The organism is Tannerella forsythia, assembly GCF_003860135.1.
Taxonomy (GTDB): Bacteria; Bacteroidota; Bacteroidia; order Bacteroidales; family Tannerellaceae; genus Tannerella; species Tannerella forsythia_A.
Window position 1 is genome coordinate 1 of the sequence record NZ_RQYN01000043.1, and the last position, 24,584, is coordinate 24,584.

The following is a 24,584-nucleotide window of genomic DNA, read 5'->3' on the forward strand; positions in this document are numbered from 1 at the left end:
ATTTAAACAGGCTCTAAGTTATGGTCGAATTTTTGTCCTCATTTTATTTGCGTATTAATATAGTTCGTTAATGGTTATACCGGGTACATGGTTCGGCGGGTACCATGCATAACAATTAACCATTGACAATTAACATTAAATAATGGTAAACGACGAACAGTGTATCGCGTAATTCGGGTTTAAGACATTGCCTCATCATGAATCCGGTCTCAGCTATAGGCACGGATATACCATACAACAAACTAAACAGGTGGGCTTATGTAATAAACACGACCCCGAACATACACAAAAAAACACAGGTTTCCGCGTAGTTTACGCGAAATCCTGCATTTTCACTATTTACTGCTATGTGTATTACTCTGCCACTTTTTCTTCGGTCGGGGTCTCGGCTACCACCGTCGCATCGCTGGCGCTCTTTTTGCGCGAACGACGCGTCTTGGCTGCCGTCTTCTTCGTCTTGGTCGTCAACATGTTTTCGTTGAAGTCTACCAGTTCGATAAAGCACATGGCTGCGTTGTCGCCGGCACGCGTACCCGTCTTAATGATACGGGTATATCCACCCGGACGCTCCATCACTTTCGGCGATATTTCGGTAAAAAGGATTTTCACCGCATATTTGTCCTGCAACGAAGCAAATACGACACGCTGTGAATGATCCGTTACCTCCTTCGACTTCGTGATCAGAGGCTCCACATATTTGCGCAACGCTTTCGCTTTGGCCGTAGTGGTAAAGATACGTTTATGTTTAATCAGCGACGATGCCATGTTGGCAAACATCGCTTCACGATGCGCCTTCTTGCGTCCCAAATGATTTACTTTCTTATTGTGTCTCATCGTTTTTTACTCTTTATCTAATTTATATTTTGAAATATCCATTCCGAAGGAGAGATTCAGATTCTCCAACAATTCGTCCAATTCAGTGAGCGATTTCTTCCCGAAATTGCGGAACTTCAACAAGTCGTTCTTGTTAAACTGCACCAATTCGCCTACCGTATCCACATCGGCTGCCTTGAGGCAGTTCAATGCGCGAACAGAGAGGTTCATGTCAATCAGTCTCGTCTTGAGCAATTGACGCATGTGCAGAATGTCTTCGTCAAATTCTTCGTTTCCGTCGACATCAATCGTCTCCACCGCAATCTTTTCGTCAGAGAAAAGCATGAAGTGATGAATCAGGATCTTAGCCGCTTCTTTCAACGCATCTTTAGGATGAATCGAACCGTCCGTGGTGATTTCGAACAGAAGTTTCTCATAGTCGGTCTTCTGTTCTACACGAAAGTTCTCCACCGTATATTTCACGTTGCGTATCGGCGTGTAAACGGAATCGATGGCTATTACCTGCACATCGGGGTTTGACGGATCTGCATTCTCTTCAGCCAGCACATAGCCGCGCCCCTTGTTCATGGTCAGCTCCATCTGGAACGAAGTTTTCGGATCCAAATGACAAATTTCCAATTCGGGATTCAGGATTTCGAAACCTGCGGGTTTCAGATCGCCGGCTTTCAGCACCTCCGTATTGGCCACGGTCAAAACTACCTTGGGCAGCTCTTCCATCTCTTCGGCGATGCATTTAAAGCGCACCTGTTTCAGATTTAGGATGATGTTTGTCACATCTTCCATCACCCCCGGAATGGTTGCAAATTCATGATCCACCCCTTCGATTTTCACTGACGAGAAGGCGTAACCTTCCAGCGAAGATAAGAGAATACGGCGTAACGCATTACCGATGGTAATACCATAACCCGGTTCCAGCGGACGAAACTCAAACTTTCCGAAGAAGTTGTTCGCCTCCAACATCAAGACTTTATCAGGTTTCTGAAATGCTAATATCGCCATAGGATCATTATTTAGAGTACAATTCGACAATCAGCTGTTCCTTGATATTTTCAGGAATATCCGCACGTTCGGGCAGGTGAAGGAACTTTCCGCTCATAGCGCTCTGCTCCCACTCGATCCACGGATATTTACTGTGATTAAATCCGGAAAGAGCATCGCTGATCACTTCGAGCGATTTCGACTTCTCGCGTACGCCGACAATTTGACCGGGCTTCACACTGTACGACGGGATGTTCACGACTTTACCGTCGACTACGATATGACGATGCGACACGAGCTGACGGGCAGCGTCGCGCGTCGGAGCCAGTCCGAGACGGAACACGATATTATCGAGTCGGCTTTCGAGCAACTGCAACAATACCTCACCGGTAATTCCTTTCGAACGGGATGCTTTTTCAAACATGTTCCGGAACTGTTTCTCCAATACGCCGTAAGTATATTTCGCTTTCTGCTTCTCACGCAACTGAACGCCATACTCCGATGTTTTACGTCTGCGGTTGTTTCCGTGCTGCCCGGGAGGATAGTTCTTTTTCGAAAGGACTTTATCCGCACCGAATATCGCTTCGCCAAACTTACGGGCAATTTTTGTTTTTGGTCCTGTATATCTTGCCATTTTATTCTTTATTTTTAATCGTTCTTCGGAATCTCGGAATCGTGCAGCCGCGATTGCAGAGAGGGTGAATAGTGCAATCTAATCACGTCTTCAGGGATTCGCTTGATCTGTTAATTATACTTTTCTTCTTTTGGGCGGACGGCAGCCATTGTGCGGCAGCGGCGTCACATCGATAATTTCCGACACTTCAATACCGGCTCCGTGAATGGTACGAATAGCCGATTCACGACCGTTACCCGGCCCTTTGATATACACTTTTACCTTGCGCAGGCCTAAATCATACGCCACCTTGGCGCAGTCTTGAGCAGCCATCTGGGCGGCATAGGGCGTGTTCTTTTTCGAACTGCGGAACCCCATCTTACCGGCCGACGACCAGCTGATTACCTGACCATCATTATTGGTAAGCGACACAATAATGTTGTTGAAAGAAGAATGGATATGGGCTTGACCATACGCCTCTACTTTCACTTTTCTCTTTTTTGCTGCGACTGTTTTCTTTGCCATCTTTACTGATTATTTTGTAGCTTTTTTCTTGTTTGCAACTGTCTTTTTCCTTCCCTTACGCGTACGGGCATTGTTCTTTGTGCTCTGACCACGCAACGGCAGACCGATACGGTGACGCACGCCACGGTAACAACCGATATCCATCAAACGCTTAATGTTCAATTGTACTTCCGAGCGAAGATCACCTTCTACCTTATATCCTTCACCAATGACCTCACGAATCTTAGCCGCCTGATCATCCGTCCAATCTTTGACCTTGATATTCTTATCAACGCCAGCTTTTTCTAAAATCGAGTTGGAAGCGCTGCGACCGATACCGAAGATATAGGTCAATGCGATTTCCCCTCTCTTGTCTTGTGGCAAGTCCACACCAACTATTCTTATCGCCATATTATTTAGATCTTTATTTTATTTGCTGTTTACTACTAACCCTGACGTACTTTGAACTTGGGGTTCTTTTTATTAATCACGTATAAACGCCCCTTCCGGCGTACAATCTTGCAATCGGGCGTCCGTTTCTTTAAAGATGTTCTTACTTTCATCGTTCTATCTTGTTTTTAGTTTTTCTCATTTATAACGGAATGATATCCGACCTTTCGACAAGTCATAAGGCGACATTTCTACGCGCACTTTATCGCCGGGAAGTATCTTGATATAATGCATCCGCATCTTCCCCGATATATGTGCCGTAATCTCGTGCCCGTTCTCCAGCTCGACCCGAAACATCGCGTTCGACAATGCTTCTACGATCACTCCATCCTGTTCTATTGCAGCTTGTTTAGCCATATATTATATTTCTTTTCCTACTACTTCTTCCAAATATTCGAATGATGAGAGAATCATCGGCCCTTCGGGACGTATGGCGATACAGTGCTCAAAATGCGCCGAGCATTTTCTGTCTTTCGTCCGTACAGTCCAGCCGTCCGATTCAAACACGACATGTTTACTGCCCTGATTGATCATCGGCTCGATACAGATACACATCCCGCTCTTCAATACCGGTCCGCAACCGCGGCGCCCGTAATTGGGAACTTCCGGCTCTTCGTGCATCTTGCGTCCGCATCCATGCCCGACCAGCTCACGTACGACCGAATAGTTTTGCTTCTCGCAATATGTCTGCACCGCACTGCTGATGTCACCGACCCGATTTCCGACACGCGCTTGCTCAATTCCTTTGTACAAGGCTTCTTTCGTCGTACGCAACAACTTACGGACATCGTCAGCGACGTTACCGACACAAAACGTGTAAGCGGAGTCCCCTACGAAACCGTTCAGCTTCGTCCCGCAATCGATCGAGACGATATCCCCGTCTTTCAAGACATCTTTATCCGACGGGATTCCATGCACGACATGCTCATTGACCGATGTACAAATCGAATTCGGGAAACCTCCGTATCCCAGAAAAGCGGGTTCCGCGCCATGATCGCGAATGAATGCTTCCGCAATCTTATCCAACTGGAGGGTCGTGACTCCCGGCGCAATGTGTTTCGCCAATTCGCCCAGAGTCTTTCCCACCAATTGATTCGCGGCGCGCATCAATTCTATCTCTTCATCCGTCTTCAGATAGATCATCGTTAATATGCGGCTATGGAACCTGTGCGTCCTTTGATCCGTCCTGATTTTAACAAACCATCATAATGACGCATCAAGAGATGACTTTCTATTTGCTGCAAGGTATCCAATACGACACCGACCAAAATCAACAACGATGTACCGCCGAAGAATTGCGCAAAACCTTGGCTAATTCCCAAGATCCGTGCAAAAGCCGGCATAATGGCGACGATAGCAAGGAAGATTGCGCCCGGAAGCGTGATCCGGCTCATAATCTCGTCCAAGAATTCTTTCGTAGCCTTTCCCGGTTTTACGCCCGGGATAAATCCGTTGTTACGCTTCAGGTCGTCTGCCATTTGAGTCGGATTAATCGTAATGGCCGTATAAAAATACGTAAATGCGATAATCAACAAGGCAAAGACAAAGTTGTACCAGAATCCCGTGTTATCCATAAATGCCTGCATGAAAGCACTGTTTTCGCCCGTGCTGGAAAATCCCGCAAGCGAGATCGGAATAAACATAATTGCCTGAGCAAAGATGATAGGCATCACGTTGGCAGCATTCACCTTCAACGGGATATACTGACGTGCACCGCCATACTGTTTATTTCCGATGATGCGTTTCGCATACTGAACAACGACTTTACGCGTTCCCTGTACTAACAAAATCGCACCGGCCATGACCAGAAGCAGGAACAAAATTTCAAAGAGGAACATCACCAGACCTCCGGATTTCTCCGTCACCCGCGATGTAAATTCTTCGAAGAGCGAATGAGGCAGACGCGCAATGATCCCGATCAGAATGATAAAAGAAATACCGTTACCAATTCCTTTGTCGGTAATACGCTCACCCAACCAGAGAACAAACATACTTCCTCCCGCCATGATGATGGTCGAAGAAACCTTAAACCACCAATCGGTAGGCATCGTCGCCCCTACACTTCTGAGCTGCACGTTCAAATTCACCAGATAGGCCGATCCTTGCAGAATTAACACGATCACGGTAAGATAACGCGTCCATTGATTAATTTTTTTTCGTCCGCTCTCTCCTTCACGCTGCATCTTCTGGAACGAAGGAATCACAATTGCCGCCAACTGCATCACAATCGAAGCAGAGATATAAGGCATGATTCCCAAGGCAAAAATCGACGCGTTCGAGAAAGCCCCCCCCGAGAACATGTCCAAAAGCGCCATCAGCCCGCCGCGTGTTTGTTCACCCAGCGCCGTCAAGTCCTTCGGATCGATACCGGGAAGTACGATATATGTGCCGAAACGATAAATCAGCACCAATAAAAGCGTTATCAGAATGCGTTTCCGCAGATCCTCTATCTTCCAGATATTTTTAATCGTCTCAATTGCTCTCATAATTATTCCGCTTTTTCGGCGTTGTCACCCAGTTTGGAAACCGTACCGCCGACTGCCACGATGGCCTCTTCCGCCTTTTTCGAGAAAGCATGTGCTTCAACATCGACTTTTGCAGACAAGGTGCCTTTGGCAAGTACTTTGACTAATTGTGAGGCAGAAATAAAGCCAGCACTCCGCAGTTCTTCCAGCCCGATCTTGTTCAGACTCTTCGCTTCGGCAAGATCCTGCAAGGTCGAAAGATTAATCGCCTTATAAGTAACTCGATTGATATTCTTAAAGCCGAACTTCGGCAAACGCCGCTGAATAGGCATCTGTCCACCTTCGAATCCCACTTTGTGTTTGTAGCCCGAGCGTGATTTGGCCCCTTTGTGACCTCTTGTCGAAGTGCCACCCAAGCCCGAACCCGGACCGCGACCGATACGTTTTCTGGTTTTTACCGAACCTGCTGCCGGTTTCAAATTAGATAAATTCATATCAATTTCTATTTTTTACCGGACACCTTTCTATCAAAGTGTCCTTCGATTATTATTTTTCAATTGAAACTAAATGTTTCACCACCTCTACCATTCCCCGGATCGTAGGAGTATCCTCGTGCTCAACAACACGATTCATTTTTCTCAGTCCTAATGCATCCAACGTTCTTTTCTGAACCTGCGGGCATTTAATTCTGCTTCTTACTTGTTTTATTTTGATTGTTGCCATTCGAACGTCCTCCTTCTTTATCCTTTAAATACTTTTTCAACCGACACGTTTCTGTTTTGTGCCACCATGGCCGGACTTCTCAGTTCGCTCAAAGCGGCGATCGTCGCTTTTACCAAGTTGTGCGGGTTGGACGAGCCTTTGGATTTAGCCAACACGTCCGTAATACCCACGCTTTCCAAAACAGCGCGCATAGCACCTCCGGCTTTCACACCGGTACCGAGAGTAGCCGGTTTGATCAGCACTTCGGCTCCGCCAAACTTTGCCGCTTGCTCATGAGGAATCGTTCCCTTATGAATGGGAATACGAACCAGATTCTTTTTCGCCGACTCCGTACCTTTCGAAATTGCGGTCGTTACTTCACTGGCTTTTCCCAAGCCCCATCCGACAATACCATTTTCATTTCCGACTACGACGATGGCGGCAAAACTGAATGTACGTCCACCTTTCGTCACTTTCGTCACACGATTTATCGCTACCAAGCGATCTTTCAGTTCTAAATCGTTCGTCGATTTTACTCTATTATTTATTGCCATCTTTCTTAAAATTTAAGGCCGCCTTTCCGTGCAGCATCGGCTAATTCTTTAACTCTCCCATGATACAGGTATCCGTTACGGTCGAACACCACGGCCTGTACACCGGCTTCCTGTGCATTTTTTGCAATCACTTCGCCGACTTTCGCAGCGATTTCTTTCTTCGGAGCTTTGTCCGCCAACTTCAACGACGAAGCGGCAGCCAACGTCTTTCCGGTCGTATCATCGATTACCTGTGCGTAAATCTGCTTGTTGCTTCTGAACACTGTCAGACGTGGGCATTCCGAGGTACCTGATACTTTATTTCGTATGCTTTGTTTGATTCTTAATCTTCTTGTTTCTTTCGTTGCCATATAGTCTATCTCCTATTTCATCGCTTACTTAGATGCAGATTTACCAGATTTTCTTCTAACCACTTCGCCCACAAACTTAATACCTTTTCCTTTATAAGGCTCAGGCTTACGGAACGAGCGAATCTTCGCACAAATCTGTCCGAGCAACTGTTTATCGGCCGACTCTAAAATAATGAGCGGGCTCTGATTACGCTCCGACTTTGTTTCTACTTTCACTTCGTCAGGTAACTGAAGGTAGATATTGTGCGTATAGCCTAACGAAAGGTCCAGCAACTGACCGGTATTCGCAACACGATAGCCGACACCGACCAGCACAAGCTCTTTTTTATATCCTTCGGATACCCCTACAACCATATTGTTGATCAAAGAGCGATAGAGGCCATGCAAAGCACGGTGCTCTTTTTCATCCGTCGGTCTTTCTACCTTTAAGATGCCGTCTTCCACAGACACTTTGATCTCGGGATTCACTTTCTGTGTAAGTTCTCCTTTCGGTCCTTTTACTGTGACGATGTTATCTTTCACTGTAACGGTCACACCATTTGGTATGTGAATAGGTAATTTTCCAATTCTTGACATTGCTATACTCCTCCTATTAATAAACGTAACACAATACTTCACCGCCAATCTTTAATTCGCTGGCTTCCTTATTTGTCATCACACCTTTAGAGGTAGAAAGGATTGCAATCCCAAGACCGTTCAGCACTCTCGGCATCTCCCGGTAACCTACATACCGGCGAAGACCCGGAGACGATACGCGCTCTAATTTCTTAATCGCATTTACCTTATTCACGGCGTCATATTTCAGAGCGATTTTAATCGTTCCCTGCACGCCCTCGTCTACAAACTTAAAATTAAGAATGTAGCCCTTGTCAAAAAGAATCTTTGTGATTTCTTTTTTCAAATTCGACGCCGGCACCTCTACTACGCGGTGCTGCGCCTTGATTGCGTTACGCAATCTTGTTAAATAATCTGCTATAGGATCTGTCATAATATTTAATTAAATTGATCCGGACCATCCGGACAATATTTAACACTCACATGCTTGCTGCTTTTACCAACTTGCCTTTTTCACTCCGGGAATGAGGCCGTTGGAAGCCATCTCACGAAACTGAATACGCGAAATACCGAACTGACGCATATATCCTTTCGGACGACCCGTCATCTTGCAACGGTTATGTAAACGCACCGGCGATGCATTTTTCGGAATAGACTGCAACGCTTCATAGTTGCCTTCTTTCTTCAACTGCGCCCGTTTAGCCGCATATTTCGCTACCAGCTTTGCCCGTTTTACTTCGCGGGCTTTCATTGATTCTTTCGCCATATCTCAATTCTTTTTTACATTCTTGAAGGGCAATCCAAACTCGCGCAGAAGAGCAAATCCCTCTTCATCCGTTTTCGCGGAGGTCACAAAGGTAATATTCATTCCCAATATTTTCGTAATATTGTCAATATTTATTTCCGGGAAAATAATCTGCTCCTGAATACCGAGCGTATAATTACCACGACCGTCGAGTTTGCTTTCAATACCTTTGAAGTCACGAATACGAGGCAATGCTACACGTACCAGACGCTCCAAAAATTCATACATACGCTCATGACGCAGAGTAACCATGACTCCGATCGGCATTTTTTTACGCAGTTTGAAGTTCGAGATGTCTTTCTTCGAATACGTAGCGACGGCTTTCTGACCGGTAATACTCGTCAACTCGTCTATAGCCACGTCAATAATCTTCTTATCAGCCGTTGCCATTCCCAGCCCCTGATTGATCACAATCTTCTTCAGAACAGGGACCTGCATAACAGACGTGTAGTTAAATTCTTTCTTCAACGCCGGTATAATCCGGTCTCTGTAATCTTGCTTTACTGTTGCTATCGTACCCATTATTTAATCTCCTCTCCTGATCTTTTAGCATAACGCACTAACTTCCCTTTCACTTCTTTGCGGCCCACGCGTGTCGGTTTTCCTGTTTTGGGATCCAACGGATTGAGGTTCGAAATATGAACCGACGCCTCCTTCGTTTCCCGTCCGCCTTGTGGATTCTGAGCATTGGGTTTCGTATGCTTCGTAACCATGTTAACCCCTTCCACAATGGCACGTTTTTCTTTTACAAGCATTTCCAATACGCGCCCTGTTTTGCCTTTATCTTCTCCGGCGTTTACGTAAACGATATCGCCTTTCTTTATATGTAACTTACTCATCACAATACCATTTTACTGATTAAAGTACTTCCGGGGCCAATGAAACGATTTTCATATTGGTTGCACGTAGCTCACGAGCTACCGGACCAAAAATACGGCTTCCCCGGATTTCTCCCGCCTGATTCAACAATACACAAGCGTTATCATCGAAACGGATATAAGAACCGTCCTGACGACGGATTTCTTTCTTTGTCCGTACAACAACCGCTTTCGATACAGCGCCTTTCTTCATATCACTCGAAGGAACAACGCCTTTTACTGCTACGACAATGATATCGCCTACCGTGGCATAGCGTTTACGCGTACCACCTAACACACGGATACACAAAGCTTCTTTCGCTCCGCTATTGTCCGCTACTACTAATCTTGTTTCTTGCTGTATCATTTTACTTAGCCCTTTCTATAATCTGTACCAAACGCCATCTTTTCGTCTTGCTCAAAGGGCGTGTCTCCATAATCTTTACCGTGTCACCCACGTTACACTCATTCTTGTCGTCATGAGCATGATATTTCTTCGTCTTGTTCACGAATTTTCCGTAAATCGGATGTTTTTCTTTCCATTTTACGGCAACGGTGATGCTTTTATCCATCTTGTTGCTGAATACCACGCCCGTTCTTTCCTTTCTTAAATTTCTCGTTTCCATATCAGGCTTCATGATTATTCGTTATTCAATTCACGTTGACGCAGCACTGTTTTCAGACGTGCAATAGTCCGGCGTTGCTCTTTCATTGAGGCAGGATTATCCAACGGCGAAATGCTATGATTAATCCGCTTCTGATTCAAAGACGACACCTCCGCGTCAATTCTTTCAGCCAATTCTTTGGTACTTAATTCCCTTACTTTTTTAATCTTCATAACATTTACACTGTTTCATTTTGCATATCATAGTCGTAGCGCACAACGAATTTAGTCGTCACCGGAAGCTTCTGAGCAGCTAAACGCAACGCTTCCTTGGCGATATTAAACGGTACACCTTCCACTTCAAAAATCATACGTCCCGGCGTAACAGGAGCCACGAATCCTTCGGGATTACCTTTTCCTTTACCCATACGCACATCCAACGGCTTTTTAGTAATCGGCTTGTCCGGGAATATACGCACCCACACTTGTCCTTGACGTTGCATATAACGCGTAACGGCAATACGGGCGGCCTCGATCTGCCGGCCTGTGATCCATTTCGTACCTAACGATTTGATTCCAAACGAGCCGAAAGCCAACTGATTTCCCCGCTGGGCATTGCCTTTCGCGCGCCCCTTTTGGGATCTTCTAAACTTTGTTTTCTTTGGTTGTAACATAGTTCTCTAACTGTTAAATAATTTAACGATTGGCCTTTTCTTTGTCTCTCTCTCTTCTGCGTTTGAACGGTTTGCCGCCGCGATCCCCACGATCACCACGTCCCATACCGCCTTCACCACCGCGACGACCGAAGTCTTTCGTAGTTGTAAATGAAGGAGACAAATCTCTTTTACCGTATACTTCGCCACGGCAAATCCAAACCTTTATTCCTATCAAACCGACTTTAGTCAGTGCTTCTGCCAGTGCATAATCAATATCGGCACGGAATGTATGGAGAGGAGTACGCCCTTCCTTATACATTTCGGAACGTGCCATCTCAGCACCATTCAGACGTCCCGACACCTGCACTTTTATACCTTCTGCTCCCATCCGCATGGTCGAGGCAATAGCCATCTTCACGGCACGACGGTAAGCGATTTTTCCTTCCAGCTGACGCGCAATATTATTAGCCACAATCACGGCATCCAATTCCGGACGTTTGATCTCAAAAATATTGATCTGAACCTCCTTGTCGGTGATCTTCTTCAATTCTTCTTTGAGTTTGTCAACTTCCGAACCGGCCTTTCCGATGATGATGCCCGGACGCGACGTACACACCGTAATGGTGATCAATTTTAATGTACGTTCGATCACGATGCGCGAAACGCTTGCTTTTGCCAGACGGGCATTCAAGTAGTTGCGGATTTTACTGTCTTCCAGCAAAGTGTCGCCATAACTCTTTCCACCGTACCAGTTCGAATCCCATCCACGAATGATTCCCAAACGATTACTAATCGGATTTACTTTCTGTCCCATCTGTTCTTAATTTTGACTTTCTTTATTATTCTTTGCATCTGCCTCTACATTTCTCGTATCGACGAACAGGGTCACATGGTTCGAACGCTTACGGATACGATACCCTCTTCCCTGAGGTGCCGGACGCATACGCTTGAGCATTGCTGCTCCATCGACATTGACGGACGTAACGAACAGCTCTCCGCTTTCTGCTTTCCGCTCATTCTTCTGCTCCCAGTTGGCAATCGCCGAACGAAGCAATTTTTCTACCGGTGTAGCTGCGTCTTTATTGGAGAATCTCAAGACACCCAGTGCCCTAAACACCTCCATGCCGCGAATCATATCGACTACCAGACGCATTTTACGCGGTGAACTCGGCACATTGCGCAATTTCGCAAAAGAAACGCTTTTCAAGGCTTCCTTTCTGGCTTCTGCTGATATTTTCTTTCTTCTGCCCATTTATTTTACTTTTTTCATTTTCTTACTTCTTGTTTCCAGCATGGCCACGGAATATACGCGTCGGTGAAAATTCTCCCAGCTTGTGACCCACCATATTCTCGGTGATGAATACGGGAATAAACTTGTTCCCATTATGAACAGCAATCGTATGTCCTACAAAATCCGGAGATATCATTGACGCTCTTGCCCATGTTTTTATCACCGTCTTCTTACCCGACTCATTCATCGCCAAGACTTTCTTTTCCAATTTCACATTGATATATGGACCTTTTTTTAACGAACGACTCATAGTTTTTCAATTAATCATTTTACTTCTTTCTTCTTTCAATGATATACTTGGAAGACGGCTTCTTCGGTGCTCTCGTCTTCATGCCCTTAGCATATAAGCCCTTGCGAGAACGAGGAAGACCTCCGGAGGCACGTCCTTCACCACCACCCATCGGGTGATCTACCGGGTTCATCACGACACCACGGTTGTGCGGACGACGGCCAAGCCATCTCGAGCGTCCTGCTTTCCCGGATTTCTCCAAAGCATGGTCCGAGTTGCCTACGCTACCTACGGTCGCTTTACATGCCGACAAGATCTTACGGGTTTCGCCCGAAGGCATCTTGATGATGGCATAATCACCTTCTTTCGATGTCAACTGTGCAAATGCACCAGCCGAACGAACCAACTTCGCCCCTTGTCCCGGACGAAGTTCAATGTTATGAATAATCGTACCGACAGGGATGCTCTGCATCGGCAAAGCATTGCCGACTTCCGGTGTTGCATCCTTTCCGGACATCACTGTCTGGCCTACTTCCAAACCATTCGGAGCAACGATGTAACTCTTTTCTCCGTCAGCATAATACAACAGTGCGATACGAGACGTCCGGTTCGGATCGTACTCAATCGACTTCACGGTTGCAGGAACGCCATCTTTGCTTCTCTTGAAATCAATAAAACGAAAACGACGCTTGTGACCGCCACCGATATAACGCATCGTCATTTTTCCGGTGTTGTTACGGCCGCCCGTTCTCTTTTTCCCGACTACGAGAGACTTCTCCGGTGTACTTGCAGTGATCTTATCAAATGCACCGATAACTTTGTGTCTTTGCCCCGGTGATGTGGGCTTTAATTTACGTATTCCCATTTCCTATCAAATGTTACTGAAAAAGTCGATGACTTCTCCTTCTTTCAATGTTACAATTGCTTTCTTATAGGCCGCCTGCTTTCCGTTGATGATTCCGGATTTCGTATAACGGCTCTTGCGTTTTCCCGAATAATTCATCGTGTTCACGCTCTCTACACTTACGTTATACATCTCTTCAACAGCCTTCTTTATCTGTAATTTATTCGCATCCGGAGAAACACGGAAACCGAAGCGGTTAGGCTTCTTATCCGTAACTGCGGTCTGCTTCTCGGTTACGATCGGCTTAATGATAATTCCCATCTTTTTACCTCCTTATGCGTTTAAAAGTTTCTCAATGACAGCGACAGACTGTTCTGTAAATACCAAGTTCGCAGCATCCATCACTTTGTATGTATTCAAATCCGATGCAGCTATGACCTTCGCACGCGGCAGATTACGAGCCGACAAAGATACGAAATGATTGCTTTCCGGCAAAACCAGCAGCATCTTCTTCCCATCCAACTTCAAGACTTTCAACATCGAAAGGAAGTCTTTCGTTTTCGGGGTGTCCATCGTAAAGTCTTCAAGAACCATTATCGAGTTTTCTTTTGCCTTATACGAAAGAGCCGAACGGCGAGCCAAGGCTTTCACCTTCTTATTCAGTTTGAAGCTGTAATCGCGCGGCTTCGGTCCGAATACACGACCTCCACCGACTAATACCGGCGAATTGATATCCCCGCGGCGAGCTCCACCACTACCTTTCTGGCGAATAAGTTTACGGGTACTTCCCGACACTTCGCTTCTTTCTTTCGATTTATGTGTCCCTTGGCGATTATTCGCCATATATTGTTTCACATCCAAATAGATCGCATGATCATTCGGCTCAATACCAAACACTGCATCGCTGAGTTCAACCGTTCTGCCGGTTTCTTCCCCTTTCCTGTTAAATACGTTTAGTTTCATTGCCTTATTTCTCAATTAATACGATTGAACCTTTTGCACCCGGAATAGAACCCTTCACTAACAGCAAGTTGTTCTCCGGCATCACTTTGATCACTTCAAGGTTTTGAACCGTTACGCGTACATTTCCCATTTGTCCGCCCATGCGTGTACCTTTGAAGACCTTCGCCGGATACGAACAGGCTCCAATAGCACCCGGTTTACGCGCACGATTGTGCTGACCATGCGTGGTCTGACCTACACCACCAAAACCGTGGCGTTTCACAACTCCCTGAAATCCTTTTCCTTTCGATGTACCAATCACATCTACGAAAGTTGCATCATTCAAAAAGTCTACGGTAAGTACATCTCCGAGCTTATACTCGGCATCAAAATTCTTGAACTCGGCCAAGTGTCTCTGTGGGGCTACGCCTGCTTTCTTGAAATGACCGGCTTCCGGCTTCGTCGTATGCTTTTCTTTCTTTTCCTGAAAGCCCAACTGAATCGCCTCATAGCCGTCCTTTTCCATTGTCTTAATCTGTGTAACCACACAAGGACCTACTTCGATAACAGTGCATGGAAGATTCTTTCCCTCGGCACTGAATACGGATGTCATTCCGATTTTTTTTCCTAATAATCCTGGCATTTCACTTTGTTTTTAATTTTACACTTTAATCTCTACTTCCACTCCACTGGGCAATTCCAGCTTCATCAAAGCATCTACCGTTTTGGCTGTCGAGCTGTAAATGTCTATCAAACGTTTGTAAGACGACAGTTCAAACTGCTCACGTGACTTTTTGTTCACGAATGTCGAGCGGTTTACGGTAAAAATCCGTTTGTGAGTCGGCAGCGGAATAGGTCCGCTTACAACCGCTCCGGTAGCCTTCACAGTCTTGACGATCTTCTCGGACGACTTGTCGACCAGCGAGTAATCGTAAGATTTCAATTTAATTCTGATTTTTTGGCTCATATCGTTAGTTTCTAATATTATTTGACTAAATCAACCCGCCCTTGTACTTCGGTCAGTACTTGCTTGGCAATCGACGACGATACTTGTGCGTAGTGCGAGAATTGCATGGACGAAGTAGCCCGACCGGACGTAATCGTACGCAAAGCCGTCACGTAACCGAATGTCTCGGCCAACGGAACTTTTGCTTTAACAATACGGGTTCCCGTACGGCTCGATTCCATACCTTCTACCTGACCACGACGTTTGTTCAAATCGCCAATTACATCTCCCATATTTTCTTCGGGCGTAACGACTTCCAGTTTCATGATCGGTTCCATCAGGACAGGACCGGCTTTTTCCGCCGCACTCTTGAATGCCTGAATCGCACAAATTTCGAACGATAACTGGTCGGAGTCAACCGGGTGGAACGAACCGTCGATCAGCGTCACTTTCAGTTTATCCAACGGGTAGCCGGCCAATACACCATTCGTCATCGCTTTCTCAAATCCTTTCTGTACGGAAGGAATAAATTCTTTCGGCACGTTTCCGCCCTTCACTTCGTCAACGAATTGCAAATGGCCTTCAAATGCTTCGTCTGCCGGTTCGATGCGAACAATTATATCGGCAAACTTACCACGACCACCTGTTTGTTTTTTGTACACTTCGCGCAACTCGACAGACTGCGTAATCGCTTCTTTATACGACACCAAAGGACGCCCCTGATTACATTCCACCTTAAACTCGCGACGCAGACGGTCTACGATAATTTCGAGGTGAAGCTCACCCATACCACGAATGACGGTCTGACCGGTTTCTTCGTTCGTTTCCACACGGAACGTCGGGTCTTCTTCTGCCAACTTGGCCAGTCCGGCTCCAAGTTTATCAAGGTCTTTCTGTGTTTTCGGCTCTACGGCCACACCAATCACCGGATCGGGGAATTCAATCGACTCGAGCGTAATCGGATTATTTTCGTCACACAGCGTATCGCCGGTACGAATATCTTTAAATCCTACTCCGGCACCGATATCACCACAGCCGATTTTCTCCATCGGATTCTGCTTGTTCGAGTGCATCTGGAACAGACGCGAAATACGCTCTTTCTTTTCAGAGCGGGTATTCAACACATAAGAACCTGCTACAATCTCACCCGAATACACGCGGAAATAGCAGAGACGGCCCACATACGGGTCCGTAGCGATCTTAAACGCCAAAGCCGTAAGCGGCTCTTCGGCCGTCGGTTTGCGTTCAATGGTAACATCCGGATTGCGCGGATCATGACCTGTAACAGCCGGCGTATCATCCGGACTCGGCAAGTAGGAGCAAACGGCATCGAGCAGCGTCTGCACTCCTTTATTCTTAAACGACGAACCACAGATCATCGGATTGATCTTCATATCGATTGTACCTTTACGGATGGCGACACGAAGTTCATCTTCCGTAATCGTCGAAGGATCGTCGAAGTATTTTTCCATGACCGTGTCATCACACTCGGCTACGGCTTCGAGCATCTTATCGCGCCATTCCTGCGCTTCGGCCAGAAGCTCGGACGGAATTTCTTCCACTTCATATTTAGCCCCCATCGTTTCATCGTGCCAGAAAATCGCCTTCATGGTCACGAGATCGATCACACCTTTAAAGTTTTCTTCGGCACCGATCGGAATCTGAATCGGACAGGGCGTTGCTCCCAACACGTCGCGCACCTGACGAACCACTTCGAAGAAATTCGCTCCCGAACGGTCCATCTTGTTTACGTATCCGATACGCGGCACATTATATTTATCGGCCTGACGCCACACCGTTTCCGACTGCGGCTCTACTCCACCCACAGCGCAGAATGCAGCCACCGCACCGTCAAGGATACGCAGCGAGCGTTCTACCTCGACCGTAAAGTCAACGTGGCCCGGAGTGTCTATCAAGTTAATTTTAAATCTCTCATTGTTGTAATTCCAGAACGTCGTGGTGGCAGCGGAAGTAATCGTGATGCCGCGCTCCTGCTCCTGCTCCATCCAGTCCATCGTAGCGGCACCATCGTGCACCTCTCCGATTTTATGCGTCAGACCGGTATAAAACAGAATACGTTCCGAAGTCGTTGTTTTTCCCGCGTCGATATGGGCCATAATGCCGATATTACGCGTATTTTTCAATGTTGCGTCTGCTTTGCTCATCTTCTTTTTCTCATTAAACATTAAAAGCGGAAATAAGCAAAAGCACGGTTGGCTTCTGCCATACGATGCATATCTTCCTTACGTTTGAAGGCACCGCCCTGACTGTTGAACGCGTCTACGATTTCAGCACTCAACTTTTCAGACATCGATTTTCCGCCACGTTTGCGAGCGTACTCTATTAAATTTTTCATTGAAATGGACTCCTTACGATCCGGGCGGATCTCGGTCGGCACTTGAAAAGTGGCACCACCCACACGGCGGGACTTTACTTCGACCTGAGGAGTTATATTCTCGAGCGCTGCTTTCCAGATTTCGAGCGCTGACTTTTCTTCATTCGGCATCTTGGCTTTCACACGCTCCAATGCGGAATAGAATATCTCATACGAAACGGTTTTCTTACCGTCGTACATCAAATGGTTTACAAACTTTGTAACCCGAATATCACCATAGACAGGATCCGGGAGAACCTGCCGTTTTTTAGGCTTCGATTTTCTCATTTTGTTTTCAGAATTTTCGTTCTTGTTCTTGGTTGTTGATTTCTTACTGTCTTCAACGGCTCCTCCGAACCATTTACTCAACCCTCATTCATCAATTTCTTTTACCCCAATAACTAAAAACCGATTATAAAATTTCTAACTCGTAAACTCTTCTCTCTTTTCAAAATATTACTTCTTCGCGGCACCCGCCTTCGGACGTTTTGCCCCATACTTCGAACGACGTTGCGTACGCCCGGCTACTCCGGCCGTATCCAATGTCCCACGCACGATATGATAACGCACACCCGGCAAATCTTTCACACGGCCGCCACGTACCATCACAATCGAGTGTTCTTGCAAGTTATGGCCCTCTCCGGGAATATACGAGTTCACCTCCTTGTGATTCGTCAAACGAACACGGGCTACTTTACGCATCGCGGAATTCGGCTTCTTCGGCGTAGTGGTATACACACGCACGCAAACACCTCTTCTTTGAGGACACGCATCAAGTGCAGGCGACTTACCTTTCACCGCCAACGTCTCCCTTCCTTTTCTTACTAATTGCTGAATTGTAGGCATTTTTCTACTATTTAAACACGATTATATTTGTTTACACTTTTCCAAATTCGGGTTGCAAAGATACGGATTTTTTTTTATCCGGCAAGCATTTCCTCAAAAAAATTGGATGTCAATGCTTTTGTTCAACCCAACGAATCGCTAAAAAATTTCAACAACTACAGTGTGCCCGTTCGTGACGGAACAATTTTCCAAGCCCTCCCCTTTTTCCTGTGGCAGGAATCGTAACATCGTTATATCTACTCAAACGTATGTATATTATATAATGTATAAGAAGTATGCCCAAACATGGCGTTCTGACACACCCCGATAAAGAAAAGCTTACGAAATAAGAAAAAGAGCCACCTCATTTTTTTTGAGACAGCTCTTTTATTATCTAAACAACCAGTGGCTTATTAAAGACCGAAGGCCGCTTTTACCTTGTCCGTATAATCAAGCTTCTCCCAAGTAAACAATTCCACATCGCAAACTACGGGTTCCGCGTTATAACGCGAATGGAATGTTTTTCGAACGGTCTGAGGGGTACGTCCCATATGTCCGTACGAAGCCGTTTCCAGATAAATCGGATGACGCAATTTCAGACGATCTTCGATAGCCTTGGGGCGCATATCGAAGAGTTCCCAAATCTTGTCGGCGATTTCCCCGTCACTGATTTTCACATTCGACCGTCCAAACGTATTGACAAAAATATTCATCGGCTTATTCACACCGATGGCATACGAAACTTGCACCAACATCTCATCCGCAACACCCGCCGCGACAAGATTCTTGGCGATATGACGCGCCGCATAAGCAGCCGAGCGATCGACTTTCGAAGGATCCTTACCCGAGAAAGCGCCACCGCCGTGTGCTCCTTTTCCGCCATACGTATCGACGATAATCTTACGACCTGTCAGCCCCGTATCGCCATGAGGTCCGCCAATCACGAACTTACCTGTCGGATTGACGAAATACTTGATCTGATCGTTGAACAGCGCCTGCACATGCTCCGGATATTGAGCCTTGACACGCGGGATAAGAATGGTTTTCATATCTTCGGCGATTTTCTGCTGCATGGCAGCGTCGGCCTCTTCCTGCGAGCGACCGTTGCCGGCCGTAATAAACTCATCGTGCTGGGTAGAGACGACAATCGTATCGATACGGAGCGGCTTACCGTGGTCGTCGTATTCGATCGTCACCTGACTTTTTGCGTCGGGACGAAGATACGGCATCTTCTCAAGCTCATTTTTACGAATAGCAGCCAGCTCAAGCAGCAAGCTGTGCGAAAGATCCAACGCCAATGGCATATAGTTTGCCGTTTCATTCGTCGCGTATCCGAACATCATGCCCTGATCGCCGGCGCCCTGTTCGTAGGGATCGGAACGTTCCACGCCACGGTTGATGTCGCCACTCTGTTCATGGATGGCCGATAATACGCCACACGACTTGGCCTCGAACTGATACTCGCTTTTCGTATAACCGATCTGTTCGATTACCCGGCGAGCCACGTCCTGTACATCGACGTAGGCTTTCGATTTTACTTCTCCTGCCAGCACAACCTGTCCGGTCGTCACCAGCGTTTCGCACGCAACTTTCGAATCTTTGTCATACGCCAAAAATTCATCCAGCAAGGCATCCGAAATCTGATCGGCTACCTTATCGGGGTGTCCTTCAGACACCGATTCGGAGGTAAATAAATAACTCATTATTGATACATTAAAGAATAAAATATGTTATTACGAACCGAACTTGCGGATGGAGTCGCGTGGCCGAACGGCAGGAAAGAATCTTTATTTTTTAGCATTTTTTCCCGTGGTTGCAAGCCATACAAATCTATCCACGTCTCAATTCGGGCGCAAAGATACGGCTTCCGGCGAGACTTACCCTTTTCGCTCTGTTAATTATCTAAAAAGACCGCGAAAGCCTCGTGTAACCGTGTATGTAAGGGGGGGGGCAAAACGCCATGTTTGAGGACACCCTCTTTAGTGGGGAGCAAGAATAGGTGAAATTGGGGGAGGGAGCGCCAAGAAGGAGAGCGAGGGAGCATACGAACGAATGTGACCGAACTCTCATTCCGTAAGCAACGAAACCGTTCGCCCGTTATGACACACCGCCATTTGAATATCCAATATTATTCTGTACATTTGCCGACAACGTAACACAAGAACGACATTTTCATGGAAAAGATTCAAAAGGTAGAAATACGTGTGCATCGCGGGCGGATAGCCGATCTGGGCGATGATGAAAAGCGATGGATGGCGGCGGCCATCGAAGCGGCAAAGAAAGCGTACGCGCCGTATTCGTGTTTTCAGGTCGGTGCGGTAGCCGTGCTTGAAGACGGTACGTTAGTGTCGGGAAGCAATCAGGAGAATGCGGCTTACCCGTCGGGGCTTTGCGCGGAGCGGACCACGTTGTTTGCCGCCGGAGCACAATATCCCGATCGGCCGGTAAAAGCGCTTTTCCTCGTGGCGCTGAAAGACGGGGAAGTTCAGGAGAAAATCAGTCCGTGCGGAGCCTGCCGTCAGGTTCTGCTGGAGACAGAGCAGCGTTACCGGCGTCCGATGCAGGTCTGGATGTGTGGACGTTCGGAGTTTTGCCGGCTCGACTCGGCAGAGTCTTTACTCCCTCTCTCGTTCGGATCGGCCGACTTACTCGGATGACATGCTATCTATGACAATCTTATACTATCCAAAAAAAGCTAAAAGGCCATCGATTACGTTAATAAAAACAAAGCCCGGGAGATTGGCTCGAAAAATGATATATGTTTGTAACCGATAATTGTTTAGAAGAAAATGACAATGAACACATCACAGTTTCAGAAGAAACTATTGGGCATGCAGGAAAACATGATGAATTTCGCGTTGATGTTGACTGCCAATCGGGAGGATGCACAGGATTTGTTGCAGGAGACGTCGCTCAAGGTTTTAGACAATCGGGAGAAATATGCGGACAACCGGAACTTCAAGGGTTGGGTGCTGACCGTGATGCGCAATATTTTCATCAATAATTATCATCGTGTGTTGCGTACGCAGACCGTTGTTGAACAGGATATCGATTTATATAACTTGAATGTGGCAAACGATTCGAGCTTCGACACGCCCGACGGCGCATGCCAGCTTCAAGAGATTACGGCAGCCATCGACGCGCTGAACGAAGAACTGAAAGCGCCTTTTTCGATGTATGTCAGCGGCTATCGCTACCACGAAATCGCCAAGGCGCTGCGCATCCCGTTAGGCACGGTCAAGAGCCGTATCTTCTTTGCCCGTCAGGAATTGAAGACGAAGCTCAAAGAGCTGAATCCCTGATACGGAATCGTCCGTTTCTTTCCTTATGATCGAGGGCGGGACGATTGTTTCCGCACGACGGCATTCAATGCTTCATCGCTCAGGTCTTTTCCATGTTCTTCGTAAGACAGGCGAAACGTACATCCGCTTTTATATTCGGAGCATCCGTAAGCCGTTTTCCCACGCAGTAACGTTCCTTTTCCGCAGATCGGACAGGCGGGCGGACGACCGGTCGAGGCTGTATCCTGCGCCACGGTCGCCGGTTTCTTGCGTTTCGGTTTCGCCGTTTTTTCTTTCCCGGAGGCTTTTACCTTCTTTTCCTCTTTAGAATCGAAAGTGGTTTCTTCGATCGTAATCGTCGCTGTGGCACGGTCGGTACGGACGTTCCGTACAATCTCTCCGACCATCTGCTTCAGCTCGTCGAGAAACGCTTCGGCCTGATAAGCGCCCTGCTCGATCTGACGCAGTTTCTTCTCCCATTGCCCCGTCAGTTCGGCGCTTTTTAGCAGCTCGTCGCGAATGATCCCGATCAGTTCGACTCCCGTCGCCGTGGCCGACAGGTTCTTACGCTCCTTACGGATGTAGTTGCGTTTGAAAAGCGTTTCGATGATCGCCGCACGCGTAGAAGGGCGGCCAATACCGTTCTCTTTGAGAGCGTCGCGCAACGCTTCATCTTCGACGAATTTCCCGGCCGTTTCCATCGCCCGGAGCAAAGTCGCCTCGGTATAGGGCTTGGGCGGGGTCGTCCATTTCTCCGCAAAATCCGGTTGATGCGGCCCGCTCTCTCCTTTCGCGAAGTCGGGCAACACATGCTCCTTCTCCTGCTCGGACGAAGGTTGTTCTCCTTCCGCCGTTTCCTGTGCTTCTTTCTCGAAGACGACGCGCCACCCCGGTTTCAGAATCTGCTTGCCGGTTGCTTTAAAACCGACCTGCTCGACCTCGCCCAAGACGGTCGTCGTAGAAAGCTCACAATCGGGGTAGAAGGCGGCGATAAAGCGGCGCGCCACCAGATCGTAGACTTTCCGCTCAGGATCCGTCAGGTTGCGCGGCCACACGCCGGTAGGCACGATGGCGTGGTGATCGGTCACTTTGGTGTTATCGAACACTTTTTTGCTTTTCCGGATCGGGGCCGAGAGGATCGGAGCCGTAAGGCTCGCATAATCGGTCAGTCCTTTCAGCATATGGGGGATTTTCGGGTAGAGATCATCGCTCAGGAAAGTCGTATCGACACGCGGATACGTCGTGACCTTTTTTTCATACAGCGATTGAATGAGTTTCAACGTATCTTCGGCCGAGAACGCGAATTTCCGGTTGCATTCCACCTGCAACGAGGTCAGGTCGAACAGGCGCGGAGGCGCTTCCTTCCCTTTCTTTTTCGTCACACCGGTGATGACGAACGGCCGGCCGGTTACCGTCTCCAACAGCGCCTGCCCTTCTTCTTTGCGGGTGAATTTTCCCTGCGTAGCGGCAAAAGTCGTTTCTCGGTATATCGTTTTCAGCTCCCAGTAAGGCTCGGGCTTGAAGTCTTCGATCTCCTTTTGCCGTTTCACGATCAGCGCCAGCGTCGGAGTCTGTACGCGTCCGATGGAAAGCACTTGTTTGTTTTGGCCGTAACGGAGCGTATAGAGGCGCGTGGCATTCATCCCGAGCAGCCAGTCGCCGATGGCACGCGAGAGACCCGCCTCGTAGAGATGCTGATATTCGGACTGGTCTTTGAGGTTCTTGAATCCTTCGCGGATGGCATCTTCCGTCAGCGACGAAATCCACAGCCGATAGACCGGACAGCGGCAACCGGCTTTCTGCATCACCCAGCGTTGAATCAGCTCTCCTTCCTGACCGGCATCTCCGCAGTTGATGACCGCCTCGGCATTCCGGATCAATCCTTCGAGAATACGGAACTGCTTCTCGTAACTCTCGCTCGGGATCAGTTTGATACCGAACCGCGGAGGAATCATGGGCAACGACTGCAAACGCCACGATTTCCATTCGGGCGTATAATCGTGCGGTTCTTTGAGGGTGCAGAGATGACCGTATGTCCACGACACCTGATAACCGTTTCCCTCGATATAGCCTTCTCTCCTTGTCCGGGCTCCGAGCACTTCGGCAATCTCGCGCGCCACACTGGGCTTTTCTGCAATACAAACCTTCATTCCGGGATGATAAATGACGGACAAATATCGCCTTTTTTGCCCGCCGATGCAAATTTTTCCAGGACAAGACATATTAATTGTCAATTGTTAATTGTCAATTGTCATGCGTGGTACCCGCCGAATGATGTACCCGGAAAATAACCATTAACAACTGACAATTAACGATTGAAAAACAGCCCCGCAGGGGCGCATTAATTCAGGCCAAATTGTTAATTGTTAATGGTTAGTCAGCGTTCAGCTTTAACCACAAGTTGCACAAGTTATGACAAGTTGCACAAGTTTTTATTCGCGTTCATTTGCGCTATTTGTGTTTATTTGCGTTCGTAATTGCTTTTCGCGTTCGGATATCGTAATTCGTAATTGTTCATTAGCGGTCAGCCGTCAGTAATCAGCATTCACCTCAACAACTCATTGAGTAATTTACTCATACGAAATTGAGTAATTTTACTCATTGCGCAACCCGAAAGACGACCGTATCTTTGCACCGGTAATAATAATGACGAAACACGAACGGTTATGAAACGCGAAGGCAGACAAACGCAATCGATGACGCTACGGACGGACGTACACGCCGCCCGGGGAGGCGCCAAAGCTCTTGCCACGTGCCCGATTAACCCGCTTTCTACCCCCCCCCCGCTTAACATTTGTTAATATACACGTAACCCCCTCTTACGTCTCCGTATGTCTCATGCGGAGCGAGCGGCGTTGCGTATGGTTTCATCATAAAAAATTCAACGTTATGAAAAGAACAGTTTCTTTCGCGGCCGACGGGCTC

At 47.3% G+C, this 24,584-nt stretch carries 37 protein-coding genes; 2 read left to right on the forward strand and 35 right to left on the reverse strand.

Annotated features, from left to right (window positions below; translation table 11 throughout):
- Positions 1–354 precede the first annotated feature (354 nt).
- The 34 genes from rplQ to metK all read right to left on the reverse strand — a co-directional run bounded on the left by rplQ (position 355) and on the right by metK (position 20,081).
- Positions 355–834, reverse strand: coding sequence for a 50S ribosomal protein L17 (gene rplQ / locus EII41_RS10335; RefSeq protein ID WP_124790538.1), 480 nt, complete (start codon positions 832–834; stop codon positions 355–357).
- A 6-nt stretch (positions 835–840) separates the two neighbouring features.
- On the reverse strand, positions 841–1,833 hold the full coding sequence (locus EII41_RS10340; RefSeq protein WP_124752206.1) for a DNA-directed RNA polymerase subunit alpha: 993 nt from the start codon (positions 1,831–1,833) through the stop codon (positions 841–843).
- A gap of 7 nt (positions 1,834–1,840) precedes the next feature.
- Positions 1,841–2,446 (reverse strand): 30S ribosomal protein S4, encoded by a 606-nt coding sequence (rpsD, locus tag EII41_RS10345; protein ID WP_124752207.1) that lies wholly within the window; start codon positions 2,444–2,446, stop codon positions 1,841–1,843.
- 114 nt (positions 2,447–2,560) lie between these two features.
- Positions 2,561–2,950: a 30S ribosomal protein S11 gene (rpsK, locus tag EII41_RS10350; protein WP_014224921.1), complete on the reverse strand. Its 390-nt coding sequence runs from the start codon at positions 2,948–2,950 to the stop codon at positions 2,561–2,563.
- A 9-nt stretch (positions 2,951–2,959) separates the two neighbouring features.
- Complete coding sequence (gene rpsM, locus EII41_RS10355; RefSeq protein WP_124752208.1) at positions 2,960–3,340, reverse strand: 30S ribosomal protein S13; 381 nt, start codon at positions 3,338–3,340, stop codon at positions 2,960–2,962.
- 35 nt (positions 3,341–3,375) lie between these two features.
- A complete protein-coding gene (ykgO, locus tag EII41_RS10360; protein WP_014224919.1) occupies positions 3,376–3,492 on the reverse strand; it encodes a type B 50S ribosomal protein L36 in 117 nt (38 codons plus the stop codon).
- A 25-nt stretch (positions 3,493–3,517) separates the two neighbouring features.
- On the reverse strand, positions 3,518–3,736 hold the full coding sequence (infA, locus tag EII41_RS10365) for a translation initiation factor IF-1 (protein ID WP_014224918.1): 219 nt from the start codon (positions 3,734–3,736) through the stop codon (positions 3,518–3,520).
- Between the two features lie 3 nt (positions 3,737–3,739).
- On the reverse strand, positions 3,740–4,522 hold the full coding sequence (gene map, locus EII41_RS10370; protein WP_124790539.1) for a type I methionyl aminopeptidase: 783 nt from the start codon (positions 4,520–4,522) through the stop codon (positions 3,740–3,742).
- Positions 4,523–4,524: 2 nt separating this feature from the next.
- Positions 4,525–5,865, reverse strand: coding sequence for a preprotein translocase subunit SecY (gene secY / locus EII41_RS10375; protein WP_124790540.1), 1,341 nt, complete (start codon positions 5,863–5,865; stop codon positions 4,525–4,527).
- A 2-nt stretch (positions 5,866–5,867) separates the two neighbouring features.
- Entirely contained in the window at positions 5,868–6,338 is a 471-nt protein-coding gene (gene rplO, locus EII41_RS10380; protein ID WP_124752211.1) for a 50S ribosomal protein L15, read from the reverse strand.
- A 52-nt stretch (positions 6,339–6,390) separates the two neighbouring features.
- A complete protein-coding gene (rpmD, locus tag EII41_RS10385) occupies positions 6,391–6,567 on the reverse strand; it encodes a 50S ribosomal protein L30 (protein ID WP_124752212.1) in 177 nt (58 codons plus the stop codon).
- 17 nt (positions 6,568–6,584) lie between these two features.
- A complete protein-coding gene (rpsE, locus tag EII41_RS10390; RefSeq protein WP_124752213.1) occupies positions 6,585–7,100 on the reverse strand; it encodes a 30S ribosomal protein S5 in 516 nt (171 codons plus the stop codon).
- Positions 7,101–7,105: 5 nt separating this feature from the next.
- Positions 7,106–7,450 carry a 50S ribosomal protein L18 gene (gene rplR / locus EII41_RS10395; RefSeq protein WP_014224912.1) on the reverse strand — a complete coding sequence of 115 codons (345 nt, stop codon included), beginning with the start codon at positions 7,448–7,450 and terminating at the stop codon, positions 7,106–7,108.
- A gap of 24 nt (positions 7,451–7,474) precedes the next feature.
- Positions 7,475–8,026, reverse strand: a complete 552-nt coding sequence (gene rplF / locus EII41_RS10400) for a 50S ribosomal protein L6 (RefSeq protein WP_124752214.1) — start codon at positions 8,024–8,026, stop codon at positions 7,475–7,477.
- 16 nt (positions 8,027–8,042) lie between these two features.
- Complete coding sequence (rpsH, locus tag EII41_RS10405; protein ID WP_124790541.1) at positions 8,043–8,438, reverse strand: 30S ribosomal protein S8; 396 nt, start codon at positions 8,436–8,438, stop codon at positions 8,043–8,045.
- Positions 8,439–8,501: 63 nt separating this feature from the next.
- Positions 8,502–8,771 (reverse strand): 30S ribosomal protein S14, encoded by a 270-nt coding sequence (rpsN, locus tag EII41_RS10410; RefSeq protein ID WP_124752216.1) that lies wholly within the window; start codon positions 8,769–8,771, stop codon positions 8,502–8,504.
- Positions 8,772–8,774: 3 nt separating this feature from the next.
- Positions 8,775–9,332: a 50S ribosomal protein L5 gene (gene rplE, locus EII41_RS10415; protein ID WP_124752217.1), complete on the reverse strand. Its 558-nt coding sequence runs from the start codon at positions 9,330–9,332 to the stop codon at positions 8,775–8,777.
- Positions 9,332–9,649, reverse strand: a complete 318-nt coding sequence (gene rplX, locus EII41_RS10420; RefSeq protein ID WP_124752218.1) for a 50S ribosomal protein L24 — start codon at positions 9,647–9,649, stop codon at positions 9,332–9,334. The genes rplE and rplX overlap by 1 nt, the downstream gene beginning before the upstream one ends.
- Before the next feature lie 19 nt (positions 9,650–9,668).
- On the reverse strand, positions 9,669–10,034 hold the full coding sequence (rplN, locus tag EII41_RS10425; protein ID WP_124752219.1) for a 50S ribosomal protein L14: 366 nt from the start codon (positions 10,032–10,034) through the stop codon (positions 9,669–9,671).
- 1 nt (position 10,035) lies between these two features.
- Entirely contained in the window at positions 10,036–10,293 is a 258-nt protein-coding gene (gene rpsQ, locus EII41_RS10430) for a 30S ribosomal protein S17 (protein ID WP_411292600.1), read from the reverse strand.
- Between the two features lie 14 nt (positions 10,294–10,307).
- Positions 10,308–10,505: a 50S ribosomal protein L29 gene (gene rpmC / locus EII41_RS10435; protein ID WP_124790543.1), complete on the reverse strand. Its 198-nt coding sequence runs from the start codon at positions 10,503–10,505 to the stop codon at positions 10,308–10,310.
- Positions 10,506–10,510: 5 nt separating this feature from the next.
- Positions 10,511–10,945 carry a 50S ribosomal protein L16 gene (rplP, locus tag EII41_RS10440; RefSeq protein ID WP_124752221.1) on the reverse strand — a complete coding sequence of 145 codons (435 nt, stop codon included), beginning with the start codon at positions 10,943–10,945 and terminating at the stop codon, positions 10,511–10,513.
- A gap of 22 nt (positions 10,946–10,967) precedes the next feature.
- Positions 10,968–11,741 (reverse strand): 30S ribosomal protein S3, encoded by a 774-nt coding sequence (gene rpsC / locus EII41_RS10445; RefSeq protein ID WP_124752222.1) that lies wholly within the window; start codon positions 11,739–11,741, stop codon positions 10,968–10,970.
- Between the two features lie 6 nt (positions 11,742–11,747).
- Positions 11,748–12,179: a 50S ribosomal protein L22 gene (rplV, locus tag EII41_RS10450; RefSeq protein WP_124790544.1), complete on the reverse strand. Its 432-nt coding sequence runs from the start codon at positions 12,177–12,179 to the stop codon at positions 11,748–11,750.
- A 22-nt stretch (positions 12,180–12,201) separates the two neighbouring features.
- Entirely contained in the window at positions 12,202–12,468 is a 267-nt protein-coding gene (gene rpsS, locus EII41_RS10455; protein WP_014224899.1) for a 30S ribosomal protein S19, read from the reverse strand.
- Between the two features lie 19 nt (positions 12,469–12,487).
- Positions 12,488–13,312 carry a 50S ribosomal protein L2 gene (rplB, locus tag EII41_RS10460; RefSeq protein WP_124752224.1) on the reverse strand — a complete coding sequence of 275 codons (825 nt, stop codon included), beginning with the start codon at positions 13,310–13,312 and terminating at the stop codon, positions 12,488–12,490.
- A gap of 6 nt (positions 13,313–13,318) precedes the next feature.
- A complete protein-coding gene (gene rplW / locus EII41_RS10465; protein WP_124752225.1) occupies positions 13,319–13,612 on the reverse strand; it encodes a 50S ribosomal protein L23 in 294 nt (97 codons plus the stop codon).
- 12 nt (positions 13,613–13,624) lie between these two features.
- Complete coding sequence (gene rplD / locus EII41_RS10470; protein ID WP_124752226.1) at positions 13,625–14,254, reverse strand: 50S ribosomal protein L4; 630 nt, start codon at positions 14,252–14,254, stop codon at positions 13,625–13,627.
- Between the two features lie 4 nt (positions 14,255–14,258).
- Positions 14,259–14,876 carry a 50S ribosomal protein L3 gene (gene rplC / locus EII41_RS10475; RefSeq protein WP_014224895.1) on the reverse strand — a complete coding sequence of 206 codons (618 nt, stop codon included), beginning with the start codon at positions 14,874–14,876 and terminating at the stop codon, positions 14,259–14,261.
- An 18-nt stretch (positions 14,877–14,894) separates the two neighbouring features.
- Positions 14,895–15,200 (reverse strand): 30S ribosomal protein S10, encoded by a 306-nt coding sequence (gene rpsJ, locus EII41_RS10480; protein WP_014224894.1) that lies wholly within the window; start codon positions 15,198–15,200, stop codon positions 14,895–14,897.
- Positions 15,201–15,217: 17 nt separating this feature from the next.
- On the reverse strand, positions 15,218–17,344 hold the full coding sequence (fusA, locus tag EII41_RS10485) for an elongation factor G (protein WP_124790545.1): 2,127 nt from the start codon (positions 17,342–17,344) through the stop codon (positions 15,218–15,220).
- A 20-nt stretch (positions 17,345–17,364) separates the two neighbouring features.
- The gene (gene rpsG, locus EII41_RS10490; protein WP_124790546.1) at positions 17,365–17,841 is read right to left on the reverse strand and encodes a 30S ribosomal protein S7; all 477 of its coding nucleotides are present in this window, start codon (positions 17,839–17,841) and stop codon (positions 17,365–17,367) included.
- 168 nt (positions 17,842–18,009) lie between these two features.
- A complete protein-coding gene (gene rpsL, locus EII41_RS10495; RefSeq protein WP_124752228.1) occupies positions 18,010–18,399 on the reverse strand; it encodes a 30S ribosomal protein S12 in 390 nt (129 codons plus the stop codon).
- A gap of 392 nt (positions 18,400–18,791) precedes the next feature.
- On the reverse strand, positions 18,792–20,081 hold the full coding sequence (gene metK, locus EII41_RS10500) for a methionine adenosyltransferase (protein WP_124790547.1): 1,290 nt from the start codon (positions 20,079–20,081) through the stop codon (positions 18,792–18,794).
- 471 nt (positions 20,082–20,552) lie between these two features.
- Between metK and EII41_RS10505 the strand changes: the two genes are divergently transcribed.
- Positions 20,553–21,035: a cytidine deaminase gene (locus tag EII41_RS10505; protein ID WP_124790548.1), complete on the forward strand. Its 483-nt coding sequence runs from the start codon at positions 20,553–20,555 to the stop codon at positions 21,033–21,035.
- A gap of 138 nt (positions 21,036–21,173) precedes the next feature.
- Positions 21,174–21,680 (forward strand): RNA polymerase sigma factor, encoded by a 507-nt coding sequence (locus EII41_RS10510; RefSeq protein WP_124790549.1) that lies wholly within the window; start codon positions 21,174–21,176, stop codon positions 21,678–21,680.
- 23 nt (positions 21,681–21,703) lie between these two features.
- Here EII41_RS10510 and EII41_RS10515 read toward each other — a convergent pair whose 3' ends face one another.
- Complete coding sequence (locus EII41_RS10515; RefSeq protein ID WP_124790550.1) at positions 21,704–23,809, reverse strand: DNA topoisomerase 3; 2,106 nt, start codon at positions 23,807–23,809, stop codon at positions 21,704–21,706.
- Positions 23,810–24,584 lie beyond the last annotated feature (775 nt).

Coding starts and splice junctions, on each gene's coding strand:
- rplR (WP_014224912.1), bottom strand. CDS start 7,450: ATGGCAACGAAAGAAACAAGAAGATTAAGAATCAAACAAAGCATACGA.
- rpsJ (WP_014224894.1), bottom strand. CDS start 15,200: ATGAGCCAAAAAATCAGAATTAAATTGAAATCTTACGATTACTCGCTG.
- rplC (WP_014224895.1), bottom strand. CDS start 14,876: ATGCCAGGATTATTAGGAAAAAAAATCGGAATGACATCCGTATTCAGT.
- rpsQ (WP_411292600.1), bottom strand. CDS start 10,293: ATGGAAACGAGAAATTTAAGAAAGGAAAGAACGGGCGTGGTATTCAGC.
- map (WP_124790539.1), bottom strand. CDS start 4,522: ATGATCTATCTGAAGACGGATGAAGAGATAGAATTGATGCGCGCCGCG.
- rplF (WP_124752214.1), bottom strand. CDS start 8,026: ATGTCAAGAATTGGAAAATTACCTATTCACATACCAAATGGTGTGACC.
- rpsS (WP_014224899.1), bottom strand. CDS start 12,468: ATGAGTCGTTCGTTAAAAAAAGGTCCATATATCAATGTGAAATTGGAA.
- EII41_RS10515 (WP_124790550.1), bottom strand. CDS start 23,809: ATGAAGGTTTGTATTGCAGAAAAGCCCAGTGTGGCGCGCGAGATTGCC.
- rplE (WP_124752217.1), bottom strand. CDS start 9,332: ATGGGTACGATAGCAACAGTAAAGCAAGATTACAGAGACCGGATTATA.
- fusA (WP_124790545.1), bottom strand. CDS start 17,344: ATGAGCAAAGCAGACGCAACATTGAAAAATACGCGTAATATCGGCATT.
- rplB (WP_124752224.1), bottom strand. CDS start 13,312: ATGGGAATACGTAAATTAAAGCCCACATCACCGGGGCAAAGACACAAA.
- rplP (WP_124752221.1), bottom strand. CDS start 10,945: ATGTTACAACCAAAGAAAACAAAGTTTAGAAGATCCCAAAAGGGGCGC.
- EII41_RS10510 (WP_124790549.1), top strand. CDS start 21,174: ATGAACACATCACAGTTTCAGAAGAAACTATTGGGCATGCAGGAAAAC.
- rpsH (WP_124790541.1), bottom strand. CDS start 8,438: ATGACAGATCCTATAGCAGATTATTTAACAAGATTGCGTAACGCAATC.
- rplX (WP_124752218.1), bottom strand. CDS start 9,649: ATGAGTAAGTTACATATAAAGAAAGGCGATATCGTTTACGTAAACGCC.
- rpsN (WP_124752216.1), bottom strand. CDS start 8,771: ATGGCGAAAGAATCAATGAAAGCCCGCGAAGTAAAACGGGCAAAGCTG.
- rplO (WP_124752211.1), bottom strand. CDS start 6,338: ATGAATTTATCTAATTTGAAACCGGCAGCAGGTTCGGTAAAAACCAGA.
- EII41_RS10340 (WP_124752206.1), bottom strand. CDS start 1,833: ATGGCGATATTAGCATTTCAGAAACCTGATAAAGTCTTGATGTTGGAG.
- rpsM (WP_124752208.1), bottom strand. CDS start 3,340: ATGGCGATAAGAATAGTTGGTGTGGACTTGCCACAAGACAAGAGAGGG.
- rpsD (WP_124752207.1), bottom strand. CDS start 2,446: ATGGCAAGATATACAGGACCAAAAACAAAAATTGCCCGTAAGTTTGGC.
- metK (WP_124790547.1), bottom strand. CDS start 20,081: ATGAGTTATTTATTTACCTCCGAATCGGTGTCTGAAGGACACCCCGAT.
- rplD (WP_124752226.1), bottom strand. CDS start 14,254: ATGAAACTAAACGTATTTAACAGGAAAGGGGAAGAAACCGGCAGAACG.
- rplW (WP_124752225.1), bottom strand. CDS start 13,612: ATGGGAATTATCATTAAGCCGATCGTAACCGAGAAGCAGACCGCAGTT.
- rpsG (WP_124790546.1), bottom strand. CDS start 17,841: ATGAGAAAATCGAAGCCTAAAAAACGGCAGGTTCTCCCGGATCCTGTC.
- secY (WP_124790540.1), bottom strand. CDS start 5,865: ATGAGAGCAATTGAGACGATTAAAAATATCTGGAAGATAGAGGATCTG.
- rpsK (WP_014224921.1), bottom strand. CDS start 2,950: ATGGCAAAGAAAACAGTCGCAGCAAAAAAGAGAAAAGTGAAAGTAGAG.
- rpsL (WP_124752228.1), bottom strand. CDS start 18,399: ATGCCTACAATTCAGCAATTAGTAAGAAAAGGAAGGGAGACGTTGGCG.
- infA (WP_014224918.1), bottom strand. CDS start 3,736: ATGGCTAAACAAGCTGCAATAGAACAGGATGGAGTGATCGTAGAAGCA.
- rplN (WP_124752219.1), bottom strand. CDS start 10,034: ATGATACAGCAAGAAACAAGATTAGTAGTAGCGGACAATAGCGGAGCG.
- rpmC (WP_124790543.1), bottom strand. CDS start 10,505: ATGAAGATTAAAAAAGTAAGGGAATTAAGTACCAAAGAATTGGCTGAA.
- rplV (WP_124790544.1), bottom strand. CDS start 12,179: ATGGGCAGAAGAAAGAAAATATCAGCAGAAGCCAGAAAGGAAGCCTTG.
- EII41_RS10505 (WP_124790548.1), top strand. CDS start 20,553: ATGGAAAAGATTCAAAAGGTAGAAATACGTGTGCATCGCGGGCGGATA.
- rpmD (WP_124752212.1), bottom strand. CDS start 6,567: ATGGCAACAATCAAAATAAAACAAGTAAGAAGCAGAATTAAATGCCCG.
- rplQ (WP_124790538.1), bottom strand. CDS start 834: ATGAGACACAATAAGAAAGTAAATCATTTGGGACGCAAGAAGGCGCAT.
- ykgO (WP_014224919.1), bottom strand. CDS start 3,492: ATGAAAGTAAGAACATCTTTAAAGAAACGGACGCCCGATTGCAAGATT.
- rpsE (WP_124752213.1), bottom strand. CDS start 7,100: ATGGCAATAAATAATAGAGTAAAATCGACGAACGATTTAGAACTGAAA.
- rpsC (WP_124752222.1), bottom strand. CDS start 11,741: ATGGGACAGAAAGTAAATCCGATTAGTAATCGTTTGGGAATCATTCGT.